At 34.0% G+C, this 24,614-nt stretch carries 20 protein-coding genes and 1 other annotated feature; of the genes, 15 read left to right on the plus strand and 5 right to left on the minus strand.

What is annotated here, in order from left to right:
• The first annotated feature begins 7 nt into the window (after positions 1-7).
• The 13 genes from IKZ35_01105 to IKZ35_01165 all read left to right on the plus strand — a co-directional run bounded on the left by IKZ35_01105 (position 8) and on the right by IKZ35_01165 (position 15,997).
• Positions 8-445, plus strand: a complete 438-nt coding sequence (locus IKZ35_01105) for a DivIVA domain-containing protein (protein MBR4892565.1) — start codon at positions 8-10, stop codon at positions 443-445.
• A gap of 21 nt (positions 446-466) precedes the next feature.
• Positions 467-3,253: an isoleucine--tRNA ligase gene (gene ileS, locus IKZ35_01110; protein ID MBR4892566.1), complete on the plus strand. Its 2,787-nt coding sequence runs from the start codon at positions 467-469 to the stop codon at positions 3,251-3,253.
• 60 nt (positions 3,254-3,313) lie between these two features.
• The gene (gene lspA / locus IKZ35_01115; protein ID MBR4892567.1) at positions 3,314-3,772 is read left to right on the plus strand and encodes a signal peptidase II; all 459 of its coding nucleotides are present in this window, start codon (positions 3,314-3,316) and stop codon (positions 3,770-3,772) included.
• Position 3,773: 1 nt separating this feature from the next.
• On the plus strand, positions 3,774-4,688 hold the full coding sequence (locus IKZ35_01120) for an RluA family pseudouridine synthase (protein MBR4892568.1): 915 nt from the start codon (positions 3,774-3,776) through the stop codon (positions 4,686-4,688).
• Between the two features lie 193 nt (positions 4,689-4,881).
• On the plus strand, positions 4,882-5,409 hold the full coding sequence (gene pyrR, locus IKZ35_01125; protein MBR4892569.1) for a bifunctional pyr operon transcriptional regulator/uracil phosphoribosyltransferase PyrR: 528 nt from the start codon (positions 4,882-4,884) through the stop codon (positions 5,407-5,409).
• 33 nt (positions 5,410-5,442) lie between these two features.
• Positions 5,443-6,828 (plus strand): uracil-xanthine permease, encoded by a 1,386-nt coding sequence (locus tag IKZ35_01130; GenBank protein MBR4892570.1) that lies wholly within the window; start codon positions 5,443-5,445, stop codon positions 6,826-6,828.
• 69 nt (positions 6,829-6,897) lie between these two features.
• Positions 6,898-7,830, plus strand: coding sequence for an aspartate carbamoyltransferase catalytic subunit (locus tag IKZ35_01135; GenBank protein ID MBR4892571.1), 933 nt, complete (start codon positions 6,898-6,900; stop codon positions 7,828-7,830).
• Positions 7,827-9,107, plus strand: a complete 1,281-nt coding sequence (locus tag IKZ35_01140; GenBank protein MBR4892572.1) for a dihydroorotase — start codon at positions 7,827-7,829, stop codon at positions 9,105-9,107. The genes IKZ35_01135 and IKZ35_01140 overlap by 4 nt, the downstream gene beginning before the upstream one ends.
• On the plus strand, positions 9,108-10,019 hold the full coding sequence (pyrF, locus tag IKZ35_01145; protein ID MBR4892573.1) for an orotidine-5'-phosphate decarboxylase: 912 nt from the start codon (positions 9,108-9,110) through the stop codon (positions 10,017-10,019).
• A 30-nt stretch (positions 10,020-10,049) separates the two neighbouring features.
• Positions 10,050-11,129 (plus strand): carbamoyl phosphate synthase small subunit, encoded by a 1,080-nt coding sequence (locus IKZ35_01150; protein ID MBR4892574.1) that lies wholly within the window; start codon positions 10,050-10,052, stop codon positions 11,127-11,129.
• The gene (gene carB, locus IKZ35_01155) at positions 11,122-14,304 is read left to right on the plus strand and encodes a carbamoyl-phosphate synthase large subunit (protein ID MBR4892575.1); all 3,183 of its coding nucleotides are present in this window, start codon (positions 11,122-11,124) and stop codon (positions 14,302-14,304) included. The genes IKZ35_01150 and carB overlap by 8 nt, the downstream gene beginning before the upstream one ends.
• Positions 14,305-14,315: 11 nt before the next feature.
• Entirely contained in the window at positions 14,316-15,089 is a 774-nt protein-coding gene (locus tag IKZ35_01160) for a dihydroorotate dehydrogenase electron transfer subunit (GenBank protein ID MBR4892576.1), read from the plus strand.
• Entirely contained in the window at positions 15,086-15,997 is a 912-nt protein-coding gene (locus IKZ35_01165; GenBank protein ID MBR4892577.1) for a dihydroorotate dehydrogenase, read from the plus strand. Before IKZ35_01160 ends, IKZ35_01165 begins: the two co-directional genes overlap by 4 nt.
• 30 nt (positions 15,998-16,027) lie before the next feature.
• Here the strand turns inward: IKZ35_01165 and IKZ35_01170 are convergent, their stop codons facing one another.
• Positions 16,028-17,083: an acyltransferase gene (locus IKZ35_01170; GenBank protein MBR4892578.1), complete on the minus strand. Its 1,056-nt coding sequence runs from the start codon at positions 17,081-17,083 to the stop codon at positions 16,028-16,030.
• A 152-nt stretch (positions 17,084-17,235) separates the two neighbouring features.
• Here IKZ35_01170 and IKZ35_01175 point away from each other — a divergent pair, with 152 nt between their 5' ends.
• Positions 17,236-18,636: an Ig-like domain-containing protein gene (locus IKZ35_01175; protein ID MBR4892579.1), complete on the plus strand. Its 1,401-nt coding sequence runs from the start codon at positions 17,236-17,238 to the stop codon at positions 18,634-18,636.
• Between the two features lie 42 nt (positions 18,637-18,678).
• Positions 18,679-18,900, plus strand: a binding site (T-box leader).
• 54 nt (positions 18,901-18,954) lie between these two features.
• The gene (gene thrS, locus IKZ35_01180) at positions 18,955-20,700 is read left to right on the plus strand and encodes a threonine--tRNA ligase (protein MBR4892580.1); all 1,746 of its coding nucleotides are present in this window, start codon (positions 18,955-18,957) and stop codon (positions 20,698-20,700) included.
• A 31-nt stretch (positions 20,701-20,731) separates the two neighbouring features.
• On the opposite strand, the gene IKZ35_01185 is transcribed toward thrS, so the two are convergent.
• The 4 genes from IKZ35_01185 to tsaD are packed head-to-tail and all read right to left on the minus strand — an operon-like array spanning position 20,732 to position 24,613.
• Positions 20,732-21,595 carry a YitT family protein gene (locus IKZ35_01185; GenBank protein MBR4892581.1) on the minus strand — a complete coding sequence of 288 codons (864 nt, stop codon included), beginning with the start codon at positions 21,593-21,595 and terminating at the stop codon, positions 20,732-20,734.
• A gap of 45 nt (positions 21,596-21,640) precedes the next feature.
• Entirely contained in the window at positions 21,641-22,279 is a 639-nt protein-coding gene (locus tag IKZ35_01190) for a redox-sensing transcriptional repressor Rex (protein MBR4892582.1), read from the minus strand.
• A 16-nt stretch (positions 22,280-22,295) separates the two neighbouring features.
• Positions 22,296-23,462: an isocitrate/isopropylmalate dehydrogenase family protein gene (locus IKZ35_01195; GenBank protein ID MBR4892583.1), complete on the minus strand. Its 1,167-nt coding sequence runs from the start codon at positions 23,460-23,462 to the stop codon at positions 22,296-22,298.
• A 59-nt stretch (positions 23,463-23,521) separates the two neighbouring features.
• Positions 23,522-24,613 carry a tRNA (adenosine(37)-N6)-threonylcarbamoyltransferase complex transferase subunit TsaD gene (tsaD, locus tag IKZ35_01200; GenBank protein MBR4892584.1) on the minus strand — a complete coding sequence of 364 codons (1,092 nt, stop codon included), beginning with the start codon at positions 24,611-24,613 and terminating at the stop codon, positions 23,522-23,524.
• Between the last annotated feature and the right edge of the window lies 1 nt (position 24,614).

Here is a 24,614-nt window from a genome sequence, read left to right on the forward strand (position 1 = left end):
TATATTTATGATTACACCTGTTGAAATACAGAATAAGGAATTTTCAAAAAGTGCATTTGGATACAATAAAAACGAGGTAGACGAATTTTTAGGCATTATAGAAAGTGAATATGATGCTTTATATAAAGAAAATATCGCGCTTAATGATAAAATAAATATGCTTCGCGATGCAATAAAAGAATATAAATCTATGGAAGCGGCACTTCAGAGTACTATTATGACTGCGCAGAATGTTGCAACAGAACTTGAAACAACTGCTAAATTAAAAGCCGAAACCATTATTAAAGAAGCAGAAAATAAAGCAGCCGATATAATAATAAATGCAAAAAAAGAAGTAAGCGATATTATAAACCGTAAAGAAGTATTGGCGCAGGAATATGATATCTATAAAATAAAAATTAAAAATACAGTTGAAGAGCAACTTAAAATAATTAACGAAATTTAGACCGAAAGGACAGAAAATAAAATGGAAAAAGATTACTCAACTACTTTGAATCTTCCTGAAACCGAGTTCCCTATGCGTGGTAACCTGCCTGTAAGAGAACCTGAATTCTTGGAAGAAATGAATAAAAAGGACCTTTATAATAAGTTAATGGAAAAAAACGAAGGTAAACCTTTATTTATTCTTCACGACGGACCTCCGTTTGCAAACGGGGATATCCATACAGGACATGCGCTTAACAAAATCTTAAAGGATATTGTTATTAAACATAAAGCGATGACAGGTTATAAAACACCGTATATTCCTGGCTGGGATACTCACGGTCTTCCTATTGAAACTCAGGCAATTAAAAAAATGGGTGTTAACCGTTTTGAAGCAGGGCCTGTTAAATTCAGAGAAGTGTGTAAAGATTTCGCAGAAGGTTATATAAAGAACCATATTGAACAGTTCAAACGCCTTGGTGTAATCGGAGATTTTGAAAATCCGTATATCACATATCAGCCTGAATTTGAAGCAAGACAGATTGAATTATTCGGCGAAATTGCAAAAAAAGATATTATATATAAAGGTTTAAAACCTGTTTACTGGTGTCCTGACTGTCAGACTGCTTTAGCCGAAGCAGAAATTGAATATCAGGAAGATAAAACATACTCAATTTATGTAAAGTTTGAAGTATGCGATGATGTAAATAATATTTTATCAGGCATTGATAACGCATATTTTGTTATCTGGACAACTACTACATGGACTCTTCCTGGCAACGTTGCTATATGTCTTAATGCTGATTTTGATTACGGTGTATATAAAACAGAAAAAGGCAATTTAATTGTTGCCAAAGAAATGGCTCAGTCTGTTTTTGCAACTATCGGTATTGAAAATTACGAAGAATTAAAGGTTATAAAAGGAAAAGATTTGGAAGGAATATGGTGTAAACATCCGTTCCTTGACAGAAAATCTCTTATAATAAACGGAGACCATGTTACATTAGAAGCAGGTACAGGATGCGTTCATACTGCTCCTGGCTTTGGTATGGATGACTTTTTGGTTTGCCAGAATTATAAAGAACTTCCTATTATAGTTTCAGCAGACGATAAAGGCTGTATGACCGACGAAGCAGGAGAATTTGCAGGCCTTAAATATGAAGAAGCAAACAAGAAAATTGCAATAAAATTAGATGAAACAGGTCATCTTTTAAAGAGTGTTAAAATTGCTCACCAGTACCCTCACTGCTGGAGATGTAAAAACCCTATAATATTCAGAGCAACTGAACAATGGTTTGCATCAATTGATGCGTTTAAAGATAAAGCCATTGAAGCAATAAAAAAAGTTAAATGGGTTCCTCAATGGGGAGAAGAAAGAATTGCAGGAATGGTTAAAGACAGAGCAGACTGGTGTATCTCCCGTCAGAGAACATGGGGTGTGCCTATTCCTATTTTCTACTGCGAAGAATGTAATAAACCGATTATCAATGAAAAAACTATTGATGCAATAAAAGAACTTTTCGGCAAAGAAGGTTCTAACGCATGGTATACACTTGATCAGGATAAATTCTTAGCCGACTTAGGTGTTAAATGCGAATGCGGATGTGATAAATTCAGAAAAGAAACTGATATAATGGACGTTTGGTTTGATTCAGGTTCATCTCACGCTTCTGTTATAGAAGAAAGAGAAGGCGTAGAAGTTTCTGATATGTATCTTGAAGGTAACGACCAGTACAGAGGCTGGTTCCAGTCTTCACTTTTAACTTCCGTTGCAACAAAAGGCGTTGCACCGTATAAAACAGTACTTACTCATGGTATGGTAGTTGACGGAGAAGGCAAGAAAATGTCTAAATCTTTAGGCAACGGTATCGACCCTATTAAAGATATCTGTGAAAAAATGGGTGCAGATATTTTAAGGCTATGGGTAACCTCTTCTGACTATAAAGCAGATATAAGAATTTCTTACGATATTTTAAAACAGATTTCTGAAATATACAGAAAAATAAGAAATACAGCAAGATATATCTTAGGTAATATTCATGATTTTAATCCTGAAACCGATTTGGTAGAATTTAAGGATATGCTTGAAATTGACAGATATGCCATAGCAAAATTAAACTCTGTTACACAAAAAGCGCTAAAAGCATACGAAGATTATGAATACCATATTTTATATCACACAATTCATAACTTCTGTGTTGTAGATATGTCAAACTTCTATCTTGATATTATCAAAGACAGATTATATACTGAAAAGAAAGATTCTTTTGCAAGAAGAAGTGCACAAACTGCTATGTATATGGTGCTTGATTCACTTGTAAAACTTCTTGCTCCTGTACTTGCATTTACAACAGAAGAAATCTGGGCTAATATGCCTCACACATCAAAAGACGATTCTTACAGTGTAATCTTTAACGATATGCCATCATTTAAAGAAGAATTAAACGATGTTTCTCTTTTAGAAAAATGGGAAAGAATTTCAAAATTAAAAGACGCAGTATCAAAAGGTCTTGAAATTGCAAGAACAAATAAAGTTATAGGTCATTCTCTTGGTGCATCAGTTACTTTATATGCAGACGGTGAACTTTTAGACTTTATAAAGAGCATAGAAAAAGATTTGGAAACAGTATTTATTGTATCTGATGTTAAAATCAAGGCACTTGGTGAAGCAGAAGATGCCATAGACTGTGAAGATGTTTTAGGCCTTAAAGTCAAAGTAAGCCAGGCAGAAGGCGAAAAATGTGAAAGATGCTGGATGATTAAAACTTCTGTTGGAGAAAATAAAGACCATCCTACACTTTGTTCAAGATGTGCAGATGCACTTTTATAATTATAATGAATAATTAAGAAAGGACTGTTAACAGTCCTTTTTTAAAAAACGGAGATAAAAATGTGGATTTATATTTTGATTACTATGCTCATAATAGCATTGGATATATACACAAAACATCTTGCCAATACTGTTATTTTAAATAAAACCATTACCGTAATAGAGGGAGTATTATCCTTTCAGCATAATGGAGGAAATGGCGGAGGAGCATGGGGGATATTAAATGGGCAAAGATGGTTGCTTGTAAGTATCACTCTGGTTGTTATATGTGCTTTAATAGGCTATCTTATTTATATTAAAGCAACCAACAAACTTCTTTTAACATCCGTGTCTTTTATAATAGGCGGGGGAATAGGAAACCTTATTGATAGAGTGAGTGTCGGACTCGTTACCGATTTTATAAAATTTGACTTTATCAATTTTCCGATCTTTAATGTTGCCGACTGCTTTATAGTTATCGGTGTTATTCTTTTGTCTTATTACATTCTGTTTGTGGATGGTCGCAAGGAGGAGAAGTAATTTGGAAGAAATTAAAATAACGGTAACCAAAAACGATAATATAAGAATTGATAAATATCTTTGTGAAAAACTGGAAACTTTCACAAGAAATAATATAGCAAATCTTATTGATAAGGAAATGGTGTCTGTTAACGGTAAAAAAGTAAAATCAAACTATAAGCCAAAACTTAATGATGAGATAACCCTTACAGTTCCAGACCCTGTAATGCTTGATGTAAAAGCAGAAGAAATACCTCTTGAAATTGTTTATGAAGATGACGATATTTTGGTTATCAATAAACCAAAAGGAATGGTTGTTCATCCTGCGGCAGGAAATTATGAAGGCACATTGGTTAATGCGCTTTTGGGCTATTGCAAAGACTCTTTGTCCGAGATTAACGGTGTAATTCGCCCTGGAATTGTTCACAGAATAGATAAAGACACAAGTGGTCTTTTGCTTGTTGCAAAGACTAACCGTGCGCATCTTTCGTTAGCCGAACAAATCAAGCAGCATTCTGCAAAAAGAGAATATCTTGCCCTTGTGATAGGCGAAGTTAAAGAAGATGGAACGGTTAATGCCCCGATAGGCAGAAGTGAAAAAGACAGAAAGAAAATGGCAGTAACCTATAAAAATTCCAAAGAAGCAATAACCCATTATACAGTAAAAGAAAGGTATAACGGATACACACTTCTTCATTGTAGATTGGAAACGGGAAGAACTCATCAGATAAGAGTTCATATGTCTTATATAGGCAAACCAATTCTTGGAGATATGGTGTATGGCCCTAAAAAGCAAAAGTTTAATTTAGACGGGCAGATGCTCCACGCTTTTAAAATAGGCTTTACCCATCCTGTTACAAAAGAGCCTATGACATTTGAAACAGAACTTCCCGAATATTTTTTGGAAATTTTAGATAAATTATCGAAAAAAGTATAGACAAGTTAAAATAAAAGTAGTATAATTATTACAGTGTTCGAGGGATAAATCCCACACATAGATTTAAGACCTTTAAATTAGTCCCGAGAGGCTGATAAGGCGATATTATAATATGGTTATAATACTATCTTTCTACGATTTTATAATACCGTTTATCAGCAGATAAACGGTATTTTTTTAACGGAGGATTAATATGGAAAAACTTATTTTGGATGAAGCTGGTATTAAAAGGGCTGCAACAAGAATTTCTTATGAAATAATTGAAAAAAACAAAGGGTGTTCGGATATATGCCTTATAGGTATCCAAAGAAGAGGCGTTTCCCTTGCTAAAATGATTAAAGAGCGTATTAAGGAAAACGAGGGCGTGGATATCGATTTAGGAATTCTTGATATCACTTTTTACCGTGATGATTTAAGCGTGTTGGACGAGCATCCCATCTTAAACGGTACTGATATTCCTTTTTCTATATTTGATAAAAAGATTATTCTTATAGATGATGTTTTATATACAGGAAGAACCACAAGAGCGGCAATAGATGCTGTTATGGACCTGGGCAGACCGAAGTCAATTCAACTTGCAGTTCTTATTGACAGAGGGCATAGAGAACTGCCTATCCACGCAGACTATGTAGGTAAGAATCTGCCTACTTCCAAAAAGGAAGTTGTCCATGTTCATACGAAAGAGTATGACGGGGAAGATTCGGTTACACTTGAGCAGTAAAAAATAAAATAAAAAAAGAAAAGGGGTTTTTTCATGTCAAACAATTTAAAAGACGGCATCTATGATGTCAGAGAACTTGGACTTGCAAAAACATTGGTGTTAGGTTTTCAGCATATGTTTGCTATGTTCGGAGCAACTGTTTTAGTTCCTCTTCTAACAGGCCTTGATGTTGCAACAACACTTCTTATGGCAGGTCTTGGAACACTACTTTTCCACTTTATTTCAAAAGGTGAAGTTCCTGCTTTCTTAGGCTCTTCATTTGCTTTTCTTGGTGGATATGGTGCTATTGCACCACTGTCAGGCGTTGAAGGTATGACAAATGCGCAACTTTTACCATACGCTTGTATCGGTGTTGCATGTGCAGGTCTTGTATACCTTGTTCTTGCAGGGCTTATTAAACTTGTAGGCATCAATAAAGTTATGAAATTCTTCCCGCCTGTTGTTACAGGTCCTATTATCATTTCAATAGGTCTTGGACTTGCAGGAAGCGCAGTTAATAACTGTAATTCAAACTGGCTTATCGCAGTTATTGCATTGGCTATTATTGTTATATTTAACATCTGGGGTAAAGGAATGGCTAAAATTGTTCCTATTCTTTTAGGTGTTTTAGGCTCATGCCTTATAGCATCAGTTTTAGCTCTTATCTGGGGGCAGACAATAGAAGTTAACGGTGGCTCATATATAGCACTTGCAGGTAACCCTGCTCTTATCCTTTTTGATAACGGTGCTCTTAAAAACTTTATGGAAGCCGACTGGATAGGTTTCCCTGTTAAATGGAACGGCACAGTTTTCGGAGGGGTTGACTGGTCTAACAGTTCTTTAATTATAAGTTCAATTATAGCAATTATCCCTATTTCCCTTGCTACAATGATGGAACATATAGGCGATATATCTGCTATATCTTCAACAGTAGGTAAAAACTTTATTGCAAAACCTGGTCTTCACAGAACACTTATGGGAGACGGTCTTGCTACATCTTTATCCGCTTTATTTGGTGGTCCTGCCAATACAACATATGGAGAAAACACAGGGGTTCTTGCGCTTTCTAAAGTATATGACCCTAAAGTAATAAGAATTGCTGCTGTAATTGCTGTAATTTTATCATTCTCTCCTAAATTTGCAGCATTGGTATCACTTATTCCAACTGCTGTTATTGGTGGTATATCATTTATCCTTTACGGTATGATTTCTGCAGTAGGGGTTAGAAATATTGTTGAAAACAAAGTTGATTTTACAAAGAGCAGAAACCTAATTATTGCTGCTATTATTTTAGTGTCTGCGTTAGGTCTTGGTTCAGTTGCAACATTTACAATCGGTGCAGTTACAATTTCATTATCTGCACTTGCAGTTGCGTCAATTTTAGGTATTATTTTAAATATCGTATTACCTGGCAATGACTATGTATTTGATAAAGAATAAATAAATTTTAAACGGGGCTGTTATAAAAAGCAGTCCCGTTTAATAAAACTTGAAAGGGGCATAAGTTAAATGAAGTTTCCAAAGGATTTACTTGGGATAAAAGAGTTAAACGCAGACCAGATAAACGAAATATTAAAAACTGCGTCTATAATGAAGGAGATTATTACTAAAAACAGTAAAAAAACTCCTCATCTTCAGGGGAAAACAGTAATCACTCTGTTTTATGAAAACAGTACAAGAACGAGATTATCCTTTGAACTTGCATCTAAATACTTAAGTGCCAATGCAGCCAATGTTGCAGTAGCATCATCATCTGTTGCAAAAGGGGAATCGCTTATCGATACAGCCCGTACAATAAATATGATGGGTACAGATGCCCTTATTATAAGACATCAGTCTGCAGGAGCGCCTCATCTTGTGGCACAGAATGTGAATGCATCTGTTATAAACGCAGGAGACGGTATGAACGAGCATCCTACACAGGCTCTTCTTGATGCTTATACAATGATAGAGAAAAAAGGTAAAATTGAAGGTTTGAAAGTTGCCATAGTCGGCGATGTTCTTCACAGCCGAGTGGCAAGAAGTAATATATATTTACTTAATAAACTTGGCGCAGAGGTTACACTTTGTGCACCATCAACATTAATGCCAAAGGAAATAGAAAAATTAAATGTAAAAACATTCTGCGATGTGGAAAAAGCAATTAAAGATGCAGATGTTGTTATGGGACTAAGAATTCAACTTGAAAGACAGAAGAAAGGTTTGTTCCCTACAATTAACGAATATTCAAACATTTTCGGAATTAACGAAGAAAGAATTAAACTTGCAAAGAAAGATGCAATTATACTTCATCCTGGACCTGTTAACAGAGGTGTGGAAATAACATCCGGAATATACGCTCATGAGCGTTCAGCTATTGACGAGCAGGTTACAAACGGTGTAGCAATAAGAATGGCAATATTATATCTGCTTACCAGAAAAGGAATGGGTGAAGAAAAATGAAAACAATTATAAAAAATATTAACTTAATAAATTTTAACAGTGAAGAAATCTTAGATATTATCATAAATAATGATAACGGTAAAATTGAAAAAATCGGTAAGGGTCTTTCAGATAACGGATGTGAAAAGGTAATAGATGGAGTTGGCAAAATTGCATTTCCAGGCCTTTGTGATATCCATTGCCATTTAAGAGACCCTGGCTTTGAATATAAAGAAGATATAGAAACAGGTGCTAAAAGCGCTGCAAAAGGTGGTTTTACTGCAGTTCTTGCAATGCCTAATACAAGCCCTGTCGCAGATAATAAAACAGTAATTGACTATATCTATAAAAAAATAGAAGAAAAAGCGTGTATTAAAGTTTATCAGTCAGGTGCTATATCCAAAGGTCTAAAAGGCGAAGAATTAGCCGAAATGGGAGAAATGCAAAAGTCAGGGATAATTGCAGTAACAGACGATGGAAAACCTGTTTCGGATGCATCGCTTATGAAAAAAGCGCTTATCTATGCAAATATGTTAGGCCTACCCGTTATATCCCACGCAGAAGACTTAAGTCTTGTAGACGGTGGATGTATGAACGAAGGGTTTATGTCTACCTACCTTGGACTAAGAGGCACAAACAAAGCAGCAGAAGAAGCAATGACTGCAAGGGATATTATAATTGCGAAAAATACCGATACCCCTGTGCATATAACCCATGTAAGCACAAAGGGAGCAGTTGAAATAATAAGAGATTTTAAAAAGCAGGGAGTAAAAGTAACCTGTGATACCTGTCCGCACTACTTCTCACTAACTGATAAAATGTGTGAAGGGTTTAATACAAACGCAAAAATGAATCCTCCTTTAAGAGAAGACGAGGATGTTTGTGCTATAATAGAAGGATTAAAAGACGGAACAATAGATATGATAGGTACAGACCATGCACCTCATCATATAGACGAAAAAAACTGTGAGTTTGATAAAGCCTTAAACGGAATTATAGGTTTTGAAACTGCGTTTAGCGTTGCCTATAAATATCTTCATAAAGGCGCAGGATTTTCGCTTTCCGAGATTATTAAACTTATGAGTTATAACCCTAATAAATTCTTAAAACTAAGCGGTGGAGAAATTAAAGAGGGAGAAGATGCAGATTTGGTTATTGCATCAGTTGATAAAGAATATGAGTATAAGGAAGAAGATATTGTTTCAAAGAGTAAAAACTCACCTTATATAGGCTTTAAGTTTGAAAGTAAGATAGAGAATGTTTTTGTTAACGGTAAAGATGTTTTGGAGGAAAAATAAATGGATTTACTTATAAAGAAAATTATAGAAAAGAAAAACCCAACAGTAGCAGGTCTTGATCCTAAAATTGATTATGTGCCAAAATTTATACTTGACAAATATTACAAAGAATACGGAGAAACACTAAAAGGTGCAGCCTATGCAATTTTAGAATTCAATAAAGGACTTATTGATGCTTTATGCGATATCGTTCCTGCCGTAAAACCCCAGAGTGCGTACTATGAAATGTACGGAGTGTATGGCGAAGAAGTTTTAAAAGAAACAATAGACTATGCAAGTAAAAAAGGCTTATATGTTATCTTAGACGGTAAAAGAAACGATATAGGTGCAACAAGTGAAGCATATGCAACTGCGTACTTAGGCAAAACAAAAATTTCAGATGATTTAAAAGTACCTGCGTTTGGTGCAGATTCGCTGACAGTTAACGGGTATTTAGGAACTGACGGTATATCTCCGTTTGTAAATACTTTTGACTTAGGTAAAACTATATTTGTCCTTGTTAAAACATCCAATAAATCAAGCGGAGAACTTCAGGACTTAGAACTTAAAGACGGTAAAAAAATCTACGAAAAAATGGCAGAACTTGTTGATATGTGGGGTAAAGATTGGGTAGGAGAGTATGGTTACTCTAAAGTCGGCGCAGTAGTAGGCGCAACATATCCTGAACAGTTAAAAGAAATAAGAAAGTCAAATCCTAATACCTTTTTCTTAGTACCTGGTTACGGTGCGCAAGGTGGGGGAGCAGATGACATTAAATATGCATTTGACGAGAAAGGACTTGGCGCAATAATAAATTCTTCAAGAGGAATTATGTGTGCATATAAAAAAGGAAACTATACCGAAGAAGAATATGCAAAGGCAGCAAGAGAAGAAGCAATTAGAATGAGAGATGAAATTTCTTTTATTAAATAATGGCAGAATAAAGAAAGGATTGATTGTATAGTGAAAGCATCATTATTACTTGCCGACGGAACAATATTTAACGGTAAGGTTAAAGGAAAAACAGAAAATACTATTGGCGAAGTTGTTTTCTGTACCTCTATGGTAGGCTATCAGGAACTTATTACAACTCCTGCATATAAAGGACAGTTAGTGGTTTTAACATTCCCTCTTATAGGAAATTACGGAGTAAATAAAGAAGATGTATCAAGAGACGGAGCGTATGTGTCAGGGATAATTACAAGAGACATCTGCGATTTTCCTAATAATTTCAGATGTGAAGGCACATTGGACGATTATTTAAAGGAAAATAATATCGTTGCTCTTTATGATATTGATACAAGAGCCTTAACAAGACATTTAAGGGATAACGGAACTATGAATGGCAAAATTATCATAGGAGATGTTCTGGATAAGGAAAAAGAACTTGAAGTTGTAAACGCCTATGAAATAAAAAACGCAGTAAAAGAAGTTTCAGTAAAAGAAATTAAAGAAATAGAAGTTGAAAAGCCTTCAGGTGAAGTTGCAGTTATAGATTTTGGTGTTACAAACAGCGTTTTAGAAAGTTTAAAAAGAAGAAACTTAAATATAAAAATTCTGCCTTTTGATTTTAAGGCAGAAGACATAGTAAATCTTGGGGTTGACGGTGTAGTATTATCTGACGGGCCTGGTAACCCATGTGAGTTAGAAGAAACTACAAAAGAAATTAAAAAACTTTTTGAACTTAAAGTTCCGATTTTTGGAATTGAACTTGGGCATCAGTTAATGGCTATTGCCTTAGGTGCAGATATAGAAAAGTTAAAGTATGGGCACAGAGGTTCAAGCCAACCGGTTAAAAACCTGTCAACAGGTAAAACTCATATAACAAGTCAGAATCACGGTTATACCGTTTCTAAAATTAATGAAGAAAGTATGATAGTTTCTCATATAAATATAAACGATGATACAATAGAAGGCATTATTTATAAAAATTATCCTGCCTTTTCAGTTCAGTTTCATCCGGAAACATCTAATGAAACTTGTGATACTTCATATTTGTATGATGATTTTGTTAATTTAATGGGAGGAAAAATAAATGCCTAAAAAGGATAGTATAAAAAAGGTTTTAGTTATAGGCTCAGGTCCGATTGTTATCGGTCAGGCAGCAGAATTTGACTATGCGGGAACACAGGCTTGCCGTTCTTTAAAAGAAGAAGGGCTTGAAGTTGTTTTAATAAACTCTAACCCTGCAACAATTATGACCGATTCAAATATTGCTGACCATGTGTATATCGAGCCTCTTAATGTTGAAACAGTTAAAAGAATAATTTTAAAAGAAAAGCCTGACAGTGTGCTTCCTGCATTAGGAGGTCAGACAGGTCTTAACCTTGCAATGGAACTTGCAGAGGAAGGTTTCTTTGACGAGCATGGAATAACCCTGCTTGGAACAAGTGTTTCCTCTATTAAAAAAGCAGAAGACAGACAGGCGTTTAAAGATACTATGGAAAGTATAAACCAGCCTTGTATCGCATCTAAGGTTGTTAATACTTTGGAAGATGCTATGGACTTTGCAAAATCTATCGGTCTTCCTGTAATCGTTCGTCCTGCATATACATTAGGGGGAACAGGCGGAGGTATTGCATATACCGAAGAAGAATTAAGAGAAATAACAACCAACGGTTTAAGACTAAGCCGTGTTACTCAGGTTTTAATTGAAAAATGTATCTCAGGTTGGAAAGAAGTAGAATTTGAAGTATTAAGAGATGCTAAAGATAACGCTATTACAGTGTGCAGCATGGAAAATATCGACCCTGTCGGCGTTCATACAGGGGATAGTGTAGTTGTTGCCCCTGCACTTACATTGGCAAACAAAGAATATCAGATGCTAAGAAGCGCAGCACTTAATATTATATCAGCATTGGAAATTGAAGGTGGATGTAACGTTCAGTTTGCACTTCATCCTGAAAGTTTTGAATATGCAGTAATTGAAGTTAACCCTCGTGTAAGCCGTTCTTCAGCATTAGCATCAAAAGCGACAGGTTTCCCTATCGCAAAGGTAACATCCAAAATTGCAATAGGTTATACATTAGATGAAATTGTAAACGCAGTTACTAAAAAAACATATGCTTGTTTTGAGCCTACTGTTGACTACTGTGTTATAAAATTCCCTCGTTTCCCGTTTGATAAATTTGTAAATGCGCAGAAAGCACTTGGAACACAAATGAAAGCAACAGGGGAAGTAATGTCTATTTCAAATAACTTAGAAAGTGCTCTTCTAAAAGCAGTAAGATCACTTGAAATTGGAACAAAACATCTATGGCTTGAAGCGTTTGATGAACTTTCAGACGAAGAAATAAGAGCAAAAATCTTTACTATGGACTATGAAAGAATTTTTGCAATCTGTGAAGGTTTAAGGCGTCATATAGTTACCATTGATGAAATTTCAGAAAAAATCAAAATGGATATCTTCTTCTTAAAGAAGTTTAAAAACATTATTGATATGGAAGAAAAAATCAAGGAAAACTTAGACGAAGAAACATATATTGCCGCAAAGAAAATGGGCTTTTTAGATGAAATAATCGAAAAACTTGCAGGCAAAGAACTTAAATTTGAAAAAGGCGCAGTATATAAAACAGTTGATACATGCGCAGGAGAATTTGAAGCAGAAACTCCGTATTTCTATTCTACTTATGATGAATACAATGAAAGTGTAAGAACAGATAAAAAGAAAATTCTTGTATTGGGTTCAGGCCCTATAAGAATAGGTCAGGGTATTGAATTTGACTATTGTTCCGTTCACTGTGTATGGGCATTAAAAGAAGAAGGATATGAAACAATAATTGCAAATAATAACCCTGAAACTGTAAGTACCGATTTTGACACTGCAGATAAATTATATTTTGAACCTTTGACAAAAGAGGATATGAAGCATCTTGTAAACACTGAAAAACCTGACGGTGCTATCGTTCAGTTTGGCGGTCAGACTGCGATTAAATTAACAAAAGCACTTACTGAACTTGGTGTTGAAATTTTAGGAACAAAACTTGAAGATATAGATGCAGCAGAAGACAGAGAAAAATTTGATGCAATTTTAGAAAAATTAAATATTAAACGCCCTCAGGGTGATACAGTATTTACCGAAGAGGAAGCCATAAAAGTTGCAAACGAACTTGGCTATCCTGTACTTGTTCGTCCTTCATATGTTCTTGGCGGACAGGGAATGGAAATTGCATATAGTGATAATGATATAAAAGAATTTATGAAGATTATCACATCTCAGTCAGAATTAAAAGAGCATCCTATTTTAATTGACAAATATCTTCTTGGTAAAGAAGTTGAAGTTGACGCAATATGTGACGGAGTGGATATTTTAATTCCTGGTATTATGGAGCATGTTGAAAGAGCAGGTGTTCACTCAGGGGACAGTATTTCAGTATATCCTGCAAAAACAATTTCTCCAAGGCTGAAAGAAATTATATATAACTATACAAAGAGTCTGGCAATGGAACTTAATGTTAAAGGTCTTGTTAATATTCAGTTTGTTATATATAACGAAGAGGTTTATATTATAGAAGTTAATCCTCGTTCATCAAGAACAGTTCCTTATATAAGCAAAGTAACAACCGTGCCTATGGTTGACCTTGCAACAAAAGTAATTTTAGGCACACCGTTAAAAGACTTAGGATATGGCACAGGTATTTATAAAGAAAGCGAATATTCTTGCGTAAAAGTTCCTGTATTCTCATTTGAAAAATTACACGGTGTGGATGCAACATTAGGCCCTGAAATGAAATCAACAGGCGAAGTTTTAGGTATAGCAAAAGACTTTGACGAAGCGCTTTATAAAGGAATTATTGCATCAGGCATAAACATTAAGGATAAGGGTAAAATATTTATATCTGTAAAAGACACTGACAAACAGGAAGTTATAGATATAGCATCCTTATATGATTTATTGGGCTTTGATATATATGCAACATCTGGTACTGCGAATGTACTTAATAATCACTTTGTTGCAGCAAGTGTGGTTAAAAAGATTGCAGACGGAGATAATAATGTTATAGACATTATGAATAAAAACGGTTTTGACATTATTATAAATACTCCGACAAGAGGCCGTAAAGCAGAAACAGACGGTTTTAAAATCAGAAGACTTGCAGTTGAACATGGTATTCCGTGTTTCACATCTTTAGATACTGCAAAAGCAGTAGGAAAAATTCTTCTTGATAAAAAGAAAAAGAAATCTGATCCGTCAATTATTGATATAACAACTATTTAAGGTGAAAGTATATGGCTATTAGTGAAGTTATAAATTCAGAAATTCTAAGTAAAAGAGAAATAGCAAAAGATATTTTCGAATTTATCATTGATGCAGATAATAAATTAGGCACTGCCAAAGCAGGTCAGTTTATTCATGTAAAATGTGATAATTCGGTATATTTAAGAAGACCAATATCTATCTGTGAGATAAAGAATAATACACTTAAGTTTATTTTTCAGGTAAGAGGAAAGGGAACATTGGCTCTCTCTAAATTCTCGGTGGGAAATACTCTTAGTGTGTTAGGTCCTTTGGGTAACGGTTTTTCAGTTGATAAGGAATATAAAAACCCTGTTGTTATAGGAGGGGGAATAGGAATTTACCCTCTTTTGCAAACAGCAAAAATGGTTAAAGCAGACGCTATTTTAGGTTTTCGAAATAAAGATTTTGTAACCTTGGAAGAAGAATTTAGAAGCGTATGTAAAGAAGTGTATATTACAACTGATGACGGAAGTTATGTAAGAAAAGGTCTTGTTACAGAAGTTTTAGAAGAACTTATTAAAGAAAAAGAAATTGATGCTATCTTTGCGTGTGGCCCAATGCCTATGCTAAAGGCAGTTAAAGTAATAGGCGAAAAATACAATATTTTTACCGAAGTGTCTTTAGAAGAAAGAATGGGTTGCGGAATAGGCGCTTGTCTATGCTGTGCAACACCAGTGGTTGATAGTGAGTTGGAAGAAGGGTATACTTATGCCCATGTATGTTCTCATGGCCCTGTATTCAACATAAATGAGGTGATATTATGAGTAAATTAAAAACTTCAATTTGTGGAATAGAATTTAAAAACCCCGTTATAACAAGTTCGGGAACATTCGGGTTTGGAACAGAATATAATAAATATTATGATGTTTCCTGCCTTGGAGGTATGTCTTTAAAAGGGCTTACCCTAAAGCCAAGACAGGGCAACCCTCCAAAAAGAATAGCAGAAACACCAATGGGAATTTTAAATAGTGTCGGTCTTCAGAACCCCGGGGTAAAAACATTTGTTAACAATATGCTTCCGTTTATAAGAAAGTTTGACACAAACCTTATAGCCAACATTTCAGGCAACACCGTTGAAGAATACTGCGAAATGGTAGAAATATTATCCGATTCACAAGTTGATATGATAGAGATGAATATTTCTTGTCCTAATGTTAAAAAAGGCGGTCTTAATTTCGGAACAGATCCTAAAATGGTTGAAGAAATAACAAGCGAGGTTAAAAAGCATTGTAAAAAACCTCTTATTGTAAAACTTACACCTAATGTAACCGATATAACAGAAATTGCTAAATCTGCTGAATCAGGTGGCGCAGATGCTCTTTCTTTAATTAACACACTTTTGGGAATGAGAATTGATATAAATACAAAACGCCCTGTTTTATTTAATAATATGGGAGGGCTATCCGGTCCTTGCGTTAAGCCTGTGGCTGTAAGAATGGTGTGGCAGGTAAGAAATGCAGTTAAACTTCCTATAATCGGTATGGGTGGAATTTCAAACTGGGAAGACGCAGTTGAGTTTATGATTGCAGGAGCAGATATAATATCTGTGGGTACAGCCAATTTTGTTGACCCATTTACTGCACCAAATATTATTTCAGGTTTAGAAGGATATGTTCAGGATAATAAACTAAATAATATTTCAGATATTGTAAATACTATTATTCCAAACTAAATTTAAAAAGCAAGTAATCTAAAAGATAGATTACTTGCTTTTAATTTTTTTAAAATATAAAATACATAAGAAAATAGTTACAGGATAAACAATTATTATTCTTATAAAAAAAGATAAAAAGTCTGAAATTATACCGAATTTTTCCAAAATATAATTTGCCCCGTATAATGTAAGCACATGCCATAAGTATATATAAAAACTTGCCTTATCTATATCTTTTAAAATCTTAAATTTATCCATAACAAAAGGCGCGATTTTAAAAGCAATAAGAAACAATATAATTAAAGCAGATATCACATATAAAGAATGAATATTATTATAAAAAGAAACTGTATATATATAGTTGTAATTTACATATGTAAAATATGAAAATACCAAAGTTATAAAAAGATAAATAATAAATACTTTAGTTTTATGTTTTACTAATAAGTTTAAAAATTTGTCATAGTTTTTTCCTATATATCCTCCTATAATGTAAAAGGATAAATAAGTAGTAACAATTCTGTCGTTATATAAAAATGTAAAGTCAGGAAAACACTTGTTTATAATATATGGCAAATAGTCCTGACAAAGCATAGTTAAAACTATAAAGAAAGGAATTGCTGCAACTGGACAAACTTTATCAATAATTTTTTTCCACAGGGGAGTAAGTAAATCAAACTGCAGTATTAAAGGTATAAAATAAAGATGATACACAAGATTTCCGCTTATGAAATTTTTAAATATAAACCAAAAATCTAACTTGTAATCGTATCTTAACATAAAAACAATATAGTAAACTATAAACGCAAAAACATACGGTATAGCCACGCTTTTTAATCTTATTTTTATATACTTAAAATAAGGCACCTCATCTTTTTTGGTAAGAAAGAATTTACAGGCAGAAAGCATAATAAACCCCTGAACTACAAAGGTTAAACCCTTCCACGAAAAAATAAGGGCGTTATACTTAAAAGTATTTACAGGGAATGAATAAACCATATACGAAATAATATGAATAAAAATTACAAGAAGGCAGAAAAGCGTATTAAGAAAGGAAAGTTCAGGCCTTCTTTTTTTAATTGTTAGATTTCCTATTTTTACCACCCCTTTTTTTAAAATGAGTTTAGCACAAATTTTTAGAAAAGTAAAGTTTAAATCACTTGTTTTTTATTTGACAAAAATATTATTTAAATGATATAATAAGACAAATTATCTACTATGGGTTTTTATGCCCGATAAAAAAGGGAGGTATAGAAGTGGATATCATAAATTATTCTGCAGCAGTATGCTCAGACAGAGATAAAATGTCTGAATTTCATACAAATAATTTTTATTTAAACGGAATGTATGTATATTCATATGATAATGATGAAAAAATTCTATACCGTAATAATCCGTCAGGCTCAGAATTTATATTTGGTGTTTTTGATGGGTTGGGGGATGAAACTTACGCAAGAGAAGCCTCTTTAATTACAGCGCAAACAGTCAAAAAATACCACGATAAAATAAAAATGCTTCAGGCAAGAAATGATGAGAAGAATATCGCTAATATAATAACTGAAGCAAACGAAAAAATGAAAGAATATTCAAAAAAAGAAGGGTTTATAAAATTAGGCTCAACATTTTGTGCTATGGCATTTAAAAATGATGTTGCTACAGTTTATAATATAGGAAACACCAGCGCCTTTATGTTAAGAGATAAGGAACTTATAAAACTTTCTACCGATGATTTAAGAGATGGTAACTCTGTTGCAAGTCTTGGTAATATATATGAAGAAACTTCTGCAAAACTTCATATATCAAAGCCTGTTGAAGTTAAAGGAGAAGATGTCTTCTTTATCTGTACAAACGGATTTTTAAATTTTATTGATACAGAAGATATTATAAGAATAATAAACAGTTCTGATTCTTCATATGCTGCAGTACAGAAACTTATGAAGGAAATAAGAAGCAACGGAAACCACGAGGAAGGTACTTTAATGCTTATTAAAGCAGGAGATTCTCTAACTTTAGGTGCAAGGTTAAAAAAGAAAAAGATAAAAAAGCAACGCTTATTTAAAAGAATTATTGCCTTGGTAGTTGCCCTGATACTTTTAATAGTATCGTTTAATTTAATTTTTGGCAAACCAAAAGAAAAAAAGGCAAAGGATATTTTAATTGATTCAGTTGTTATTACTAAAAACATAAGTGAACTTAAGATAAACGACAGTGGTAAGTTTGAAATAGAGGTTACCCCTGAGAATGCTTCCGAGAAAGTTAAATTTACATCTTCTGATGAAAATGTGCTCTTAGTTACAGAAGATGGCGAGTATCTTGCAAAATCTTCAGGTAAGTGCAGTGTAACCCTTTCGTCAAAAAAATATACCCATTCTTTTGATATTACCATAATCAATGTTACAGTAGGGGTTAGTGTTTCAAACAAAAACCTGACACTTAATGTTGGCGAAGAAAAACAAATTGAGTTTGAAGAAAGCGTTGAGAGAATTAAAGATAATCTTATATATTCATCTTTGGACTCTAATATCGCATCAGTTGATAATAGCGGACTTATTAAGGCGCAAAATGCGGGTAGCACCGAAGTATATGTTAAATATAATGATTTTACCGAAACCGTATATGTACAGGTTTTAGGCGCAGATGAAGAAACCCAAATGTAGCAAAAACTATTGACGAATATGAATTTTAGTGTTAAAATAATTTTAATAGCGATGATGAAGACAGTAGCAATCTATGTGTTATACCCAGAGAGGAAAACCGTGGCTGGAAGTTTTCCTGTAACAAGATTTGTGAACACCACTTCGAAGCTGCAAATGTGAAAGGAAATCTTAGTAATGTTTGCCGTAACCTTTCGTTAAAGGAAATTTAAGAGGCGAAATTTATCGCAATCAGGGTGGAACCGTGCGTTTTTATGCACCCCTGAAAAGTCATAACAGGCTTTTCAGGGGTTTTTTAATACAAATAAAAGGAGAATTAAAATGAGCGAATTAAATGAACTTCAGATTTTAAGACATAGTGCATCTCATGTGTTGGCACAAGCAGTTAAAAGACTTTTTCCGGATGTTAAACTTGCAATAGGTCCGGCGGTAGAAAACGGATTTTATTATGACTTTGATTCCGAAACTCCGTTTACAACCGAAGTTTTAGAAAAAATTGAAGCCGAAATGAAAAAAATTGTAAAAGAAAATCTTAAGATTGAACGCTTTGAATTACCAAGAGAAGAAGCGTTGGAACTTATGAAAGACGAACCTTATAAGGTAGAACTTATTAACGATTTACCTGATGACGCTGTTATATCTTTTTATAAACAGGGCGAGTTTGTTGACCTTTGCGCAGGTCCTCACGTTGCATATACAAGTAAAGTTAAGGCATATAAACTTTTAAGTGCCACAGGTGCATATTGGAGAGGCTCTGAAAAGAATAAAATGCTTCAGAGAATATACGGTACTGCGTTTGCCACAAAAGACGAACTTGCAGCACATCTTACTCAGCTTGAAGAAGCAAAGAAAAGAGACCATAATAAGTTAGGAAGAGAACTTGAACTTTTCACAACATCTGATTTAATCGGTCAGGGGCTTCCTATTCTTCTTCCAAAAGGTGCAAAAATAATTCATATTCTGCAGAGATTTGTTGAAGATACAGAAGCGGAAAAAGGATGGCAGTTAACCAAAACTCCATATATGGCAAAAAGCGATTTATATAAACTATCAGGCCATTGGGATCACTATCAGGACGGAATGTTTATAATGGGCGACCCTGATGATAAGGAAGTTTTTGCTCTTCGTCCTATGACTTGTCCGTTCCAGTATCAGGCATATCTTAATAAACAGCGTTCATACAGAGATTTACCGTTAAGATATAACGAAACATCAACACTCTTTAGAAATGAATCTTCAGGCGAAATGCACGGGCTTATAAGAGTTCGTCAGTTTACTATTTCAGAAGGGCATCTAATGTGTACTCCTGACCAGTTGGAAGCAGAATTTAAAGGTTGCTTGGAACTTGCAATTTATATGCTTAAAACATTAGGTCTATATGAAGATGTATCATACAGATTTTCTCAGTGGGACCCATCAAATAAAGAAAAATATATCGGAACTTGCGAACAATGGAATGAAGCACAGGGCATAATGGAAAAAATTCTTAACCACCTTGATATTCCGTATAAAGTAGGGGTAGGGGAAGCAGCATTCTATGGCCCTAAACTTGATATTCAGATTAAGAATGTTCACGGTAAGGAAGATACTTTAATAACAATACAGATTGACCAGTTACTTGCCGAAAAATTCGGTATGGAATATGTGGACAGCGACGGAACAAAGAAAAACCCTTATATTATCCACAGAACTTCTATCGGCTGTTATGAAAGAACTTTAGCGCTTTTAATAGAAAAATATGCAGGTGCATTCCCAACATGGCTTGCTCCTACTCAGGTTAAAATTCTTCCTATTGCAGAGGCTCATCATGAATACGCCAAAGAAATCGGCAATATGTTCAAAAACAGTGGCTTAAGAGTTGAAGTTGATTTAAGAAACGAAAAAATCGGTTATAAAATAAGAGAAGCTCAACTTGAAAAAGTTCCTTATATGCTCGTTATAGGCGATAAGGAAATGGAAGAAGGAAAGGTTGCTGTGCGTTCCAGAAAAGAAGGGGATAAGGGCGCAGTTTTATCAACTGACTTCTTAAAAGATATCCTTGTAGAAATTGCAGAAAAAAGATTATAATTAAAAAAAGAAGGCATAAAGCCTTCTTTTTTTATAATGAGTCGGTTTTATTTAAGTCGAAAAATCCCTTTCCTAAGGTTCGTCTTACATCAAATATAACCATAAAAGCCTCATTGTCAATATTTCTTACAATGTTTTGAAGTTTAACTATTTCCTTTGGGTTAACTACTGCAAAGAGCATTTTTTTATCTTTCTTTGTATACATTCCCTGTGCAGATATTCCTGTATTTCCTCTTTCCAACTTTGTAAATATTTCTTTTGATATTTCTTCATACTTATCAGAAAGAATAAACACTCCTCGCCCAAAATGTGCTCCGTCTAAAAATAAATTTATAGTAAGCATGGACACAAATATTGCTATTATGCCATATATACCTTTTGTTACACCGAATACTGATATACCGATAAGTATTATAATTAAATCAGTAATAAAAAGAAGTTTTGATATATCACAATGAGGCTTTATTTTCTTAAATATAGATGCAATCATATCAGTTCCCCCTGATGTTGCTCCCGACCTTAATATAAGCCCTAAGCCAACGCCTGAGAATAAACCTGTAAGAAGGGAAGTAAGAAGAATATCATCTGACACATCAAGAGGGTTTTTAATATATACTGCCGCCTCTAATATTATACTCATCCATATAACGGAAATAAGAGATTTAAGTATAAACTTAAAGCCTCTTTGTTTTATTGAAATAATAAATAACGGTATATTAAGAATAAGGTTTGTAATAAATAAAGGTATTAAATCATTAGAGAGCCATTTGATAATTATTGCCAAGCCCGATATTCCGCCTATAACAAGTTCCATAGGGTCGGCAAACCATGCAACTGACAGGGAAAACACCGTACTTCCCAAAATAATATCAAAGTAATCTTTTGCTATTTTCATAAAAAATCAGTCCTTGTAAAATATTATTTTACAAGGACTGAAAATTTATTCTTTATTCAGTTCATTTATTTTATAAGAAAGAGTCATAAGACTGTCAGATAAGTGAACATTAACCATAGCAATATTATCAGGAACTTTTAAATCAAGATAAGAGAAATTCCATATCCCTTTAACGTTGGAATTAACAACAGTATCAATAACTTCTTTAATTCCTGCTGCAGGAATGGTAAGAACAACAATATCTATACTGTTGGTGTCAAGAAAGTCTTTCAAAGATTTAATATCAAGAACTTTAATAGAGTTTATTTTTGTGCCTATTAAGTTTTTGTTATTATCAAAAATGGCTTTTATAGAAAACCCTCTTCTTTTAAAGTTTGTGTAATTTGCAATGGCTTTTCCAAGGTTACCAGCCCCAAGAATTACAACCGAATTTTCTCTGTCTGTTCCAAGAATGTTTCCAATTTCTTTATAAAGATACTCAACATTGTATCCGTATCCCTGCTGTCCGAAACCTCCGAAACAGTTAAGGTCCTGCCTTATCTGGGATGCAGTTGTGCCCATAAGTTCGCTTAAATCTTTTGAAGAAATTCTTGTTATTCCGCTATTCAGTAAGTCGCCTAAATATCTGTAATATCTCGGAAGCCTTCTAATAACGGCTTCAGACACTTTTTTTTGATTATTCATATTATAATCCTTTCAATTATGAATTTATATCTGAAATTGTGCTCATAACATAGTCTGCAAATTCACTGCATGTAGCACCGGTATCTCTTCCGGTAATCTGAACTTTCTTTTCTTCAAACATACATTTATTAAGTGCATCTTCAAGTTTTTTTGCCTTGTCTGTAAAGCCGATATGTTCTAAAAGCATAACAGTTGCTCTTAGCATACTGCAAGGGTCTGCATAAATATCTCTGCCCTCAGCAACCATTCTTGGCGCAGAACCGTGAATAGCCTCAAACATAGAATATTTCTTACCTAAGTTAGCACTTCCTGCAGTACCAACGCCTCCCTGAAATTCAGCAGCCTCATCGGTAATAATATCACCGTAAAGGTTAGGAAGAATAACAACCTCAAACTGATTTCTTCTTTTTTCGTCAACAAGTTTTGCAGTCATAATATCTATGTACCAGTCATCAACCTGAAGTTCAGGATATTCTTTCGCCATTTCATAGCAAAGTTTTAAGAATTTACCGTCAGTTGTTTTAATAACATTAGCCTTGGTAACAATAGTAACTCGTTTTTTACCGTTTTTTCTTGCGTATTCAAATGCTGCTCTTGCAAGTCTTTTAGTTCCTTCTGTTGTGGTAACGCAAAAGTCAATAGCAAGGTCATCGTTAACATGAATTCCCTTTGAGCCGACAGCGTAAGAACCCTCTGTGTTTTCTCTAAAAAATGTCCAGTCAATACCCTGTTCTTTAACTTTAACAGGTCTTACATTTGCAAAAAGATCAAGTTCCTTTCTCATTGCAACGTTAGCACTTTCAACATTTGGCCAAGGGTCTCCTGCTCTTGGAGTAGTAGTAGGGCCTTTTAGTATAACATGGCATTTTTTAAGTTCGTTAAGTGCAGATGGTGGAATGGCAGTATTAAGTTCTGCTCTTTTTTCTATTGTAAGGTCGTCTATAATGTTAAACTTAACCTTTCCAGATTTAATTTCATCCTGTAATAAAAATTCAAGCACTCTTTGTGCTTCATTTGTTATACGTGGGCCTATTCCGTCGCCACCGCAAATACCAATGATAATTGTATCAAGTTTATCAAAATCAATAAAATCTTTATCTGAATTTATTCTTTCAACTCTTTTTAACTGGTCTTCTAAAACTTTTGCAAAATGTTCGGTTGCATTTTTTATTATTTCGTTCATTTTAAAGTTCCTTTCTTATATAACATATCAAGTAATTTTATCATATTCTAAGGTTTTTTTCAACTGTTTTCAATATCTATATACGGTACAGCATTTAAATTAAGGTCTGCAAACTTTTTCTCTTTATATAAGTAATATCCCATAGATGCTATCATAGCCGCATTATCTGTGCATAAAACGGGTAGGGGATATAATATATTCATATTTTCTTTATTTGCAGTTTCTTCAAATATTGTTCTTAAGTGTGTATTACAGGCAACTCCACCTGCTAATACAATTTTGTCATACCCTTTTTCTTTTGCAAGTTTAAAGGTGTTTTCACAAAGAATAGAAACTATTGCATTGGTAAACGATGCAAGAATATCTGCTTTTGTGATTTCTTCTTTTTGCTGTTTAACACCATTACCGTTTAATTTTTCTCTTAAAACAATATCGGTAAAATCAGCATTTTGAAAATCAGGGTTAATCTGTGCTATTCTGTGAAGATAGTTTATAACAGAGGTTTTAACACCGCTGAAAGAAAAATCATACGAGTCGCAAAAAGTAACTTTAGGAAAGCAAATAGCATTTTTATCTCCCAAGTAACTTATTTTATCTATTTTTGCTCCTCCTGGATACGGCAGGTTTAAAACTCTGCCTATTTTATCAAATGCTTCTCCTGCTGCATCATCTTTGGTTTTTGCAAGGATATTATATTCGTTATAATCTTTAACTTCAATAATGTGGCTGTGCCCCCCTGATACAACAAGGCATAAAAAAGGAGGCTCTAAATCTTTATGTGTAAGATAATTTCCTGCAATATGGCCTTTTATATGATGAACTTTTACAAGAGGTATTTTTAGTGCATATGATAATGATTTAGCATATGAAACACCGCATAAAAGCGCACCCACAAGTCCAGGACCGTATGTAACACTTATAGCATCTATATCTTTTAATGTGCAGGATGCGTCTTTTAATGCCTTATCCACCACATAAGAAATCTTTTCAATATGCATACGGGAAGCAAGTTCAGGCACAACTCCTCCGTATTCTTTGTGAACATCGATTTGAGAATAAATCGTATTTGATAAAATTTCGCGTCCGTCTTTTACAATGGCACAGGAAGTTTCATCGCATGAAGATTCAATTCCCATAATAATTGTACTCATA

It is taken from the genome of Clostridia bacterium (assembly GCA_017554615.1).
GTDB lineage: Bacteria > Bacillota > Clostridia > UMGS1840 > HGM11507 > SIG450.